The 1,920-nt window shown below is 36.6% G+C and carries 6 protein-coding genes; all 6 read right to left on the bottom strand.

From position 1 onward, the window contains the following. A partial coding sequence (locus AB1630_12880; GenBank protein MEW6104684.1) for an adenosylcobinamide-GDP ribazoletransferase occupies positions 1–270 on the bottom strand: 270 nt, incomplete at its 3' end. A gap of 19 nt (positions 271–289) precedes the next feature. Further along, positions 290–655 (bottom strand): hypothetical protein, encoded by a 366-nt coding sequence (locus tag AB1630_12875; GenBank protein MEW6104683.1) that lies wholly within the window; start codon positions 653–655, stop codon positions 290–292. Between the two features lie 8 nt (positions 656–663). Further along, positions 664–1,287 (bottom strand): 50S ribosomal protein L4, encoded by a 624-nt coding sequence (gene rplD, locus AB1630_12870; GenBank protein ID MEW6104682.1) that lies wholly within the window; start codon positions 1,285–1,287, stop codon positions 664–666. Then, entirely contained in the window at positions 1,284–1,511 is a 228-nt protein-coding gene (locus AB1630_12865; GenBank protein MEW6104681.1) for a type II toxin-antitoxin system HicA family toxin, read from the bottom strand. The genes rplD and AB1630_12865 overlap by 4 nt, the downstream gene beginning before the upstream one ends. Then, a complete protein-coding gene (locus AB1630_12860) occupies positions 1,508–1,720 on the bottom strand; it encodes a type II toxin-antitoxin system HicB family antitoxin (GenBank protein ID MEW6104680.1) in 213 nt (70 codons plus the stop codon). The genes AB1630_12865 and AB1630_12860 overlap by 4 nt, the downstream gene beginning before the upstream one ends. A 5-nt stretch (positions 1,721–1,725) precedes the next feature. Further along, a partial coding sequence (locus tag AB1630_12855) for a 50S ribosomal protein L3 (GenBank protein MEW6104679.1) occupies positions 1,726–1,920 on the bottom strand: 195 nt, incomplete at its 5' end.

The raw sequence follows: 1,920 nt of genomic DNA, 5'->3' as shown, positions 1-1,920 counted from the left end.
TTTTGTAGAAGATAAACCATCCAATGTATCACAAAATCCATCTAAATGCAGCGCACCCGTGATGACAATAGAAATTATAATGATAAGGCTTGTATTAACCTCTTTGGGAAGGCATCCAAATAAAAAACCTGTTCCTCCTAGTAGACTTCCGATTAAGCAACCTATAATGGGAAACCAGGATATAGAGCCTTCAAAATCTAGCTCCTTTATTTTTATAGGAATAATAGTAAGAAATTGTAAAGAGGTCAAAAACCCATTAAATGCTTGCATTTTGCCTTTATTTGGAAGGTTAAACAGATTCCTTTCTCTCTCCGATAAACCAGCTACTCCTTTTCTTAAAGAGGAGATTGAATGTTGTTAGGCTTCCATATATCCTTGTAATGTATTGTTGAAGCTCAATCTTGTCAGCATCTAAAAGCTTGGGGTTGGAATTTATCTTTGCCTCAAGAACGCGGAGCCTATCCCTAATCATAATGATTTTATGGAAAAATTTCTCTAATGGAAGGACAAATTCCTTAAGGTCTTTTCTTTCTGGTTTTATAATAATATTCCCTCCAGCCCATCTCTCTCCAAGCTCTATATCTGCATACTTTAAGCCTACATCCTCTATTTCTTCCCTTATTATCTCCCTAATCTTTTCGTAATCAATCTCCATACCTGCAATTAGCTAACAAGTAGCCTCTCTTCTAGCTTTTTAACCCCATCCTTTGTGATAACAAGCTCATTGTGGGAAAGGACATAGTATGAGCATAGATTTTCTGAAAGACAGGAATGGGTATTTGGTATGTTTCTTGTGCTTTTAACAAACTCTGGGCTTCTGGAAGAAAGGACAAACAAGGGCTTTTTAAGGGAAAGCTTGTGAATTATCTTATCCATTACCTTTGTCTTTGCCTTTTTTAGCTCTATAGTGTCAATTACCAATATTTTTTTTTCAGCTGCCTTTGCTGAAAGGGATGAGATTAGGGCATTTCTTCTTACCTTTTTATGAAGATTTATCTTAAAGCTCCTTGGTTTAGGACCAAAAATAACACCACCACCCCTCCATAGTGGGCTTCTTATTGAGCCAATACGCGCCCTTCCTGTTCCCTTCTGCCTCCATAGCTTTCTTCCAGAGCCAGAAACCTCTCCCTTCCTTTTTGTTGATGCTGTCCCCCTTCTTTGATTAGCAAGATATGCCTTATTTGCCTCATATATTGTATTTGGATTAGGCTTCTTTCCAAATATTTCATCATTAAGCTCTATTTCTTCTACCTTTTCTCCCTTTATGTTTATTACATCTACTTTCATTTTAATAATTCCTTAAACTCATTTAAGGTTAATCCTGTTTCTCTTATTATAGACCTTAATGTTCCTTTGGCAATCTCTTTATGAGCAGGAACAGTCAACCTACGATAAGGTGGATTAATATTTCTTAAAATAATATGGCTCCCTGTCCAATAATCCTCATAATATCCTATCATTTCTAATATCCTACAAAGCTCTTTTCCAGATAATACTGGTAATTTGCTCAAACCGCTATCTCCACCATCTCCTCTTCAATTGGGAAAGGAATTGCTTCATTATGTTTCTTTAAACTTTCTATATATCCCTTGATTGCATCTTGAATATTCAAAATTGCCTCATTCCTAGTTCTACCTTGAGAAATACACCCGGGTAAAGATGGACATTCTGCTACAAACATTCCATCTTCATCCTGCTCAATCAAGATTCTCCATCTCATAGTATCTACTTGCATTTTTTAATTACAACAAGTCCATTTATAGGCCCAGGGATTGCTCCTTTTATAAGGATAAGATTTTTCTCTGCAATTACCTTTACAACCTTAAGATTTCTCATTGTAACCATTTTGCCACCCATCCTTCCAGGCATTCCTGTATTCTTCCAGACCCTTGAGGGAAATGAGGATTGGCCAACAGAGCC

This window comes from bacterium (genome assembly GCA_040753555.1).
Classification (GTDB): domain Bacteria; phylum UBA9089; class UBA9088; order UBA9088; family UBA9088; genus JBFLYE01.
The sequence above is the reverse complement of the archived record's forward strand: the minus strand, read 5'-3'. Positions and strand labels throughout refer to the sequence as shown.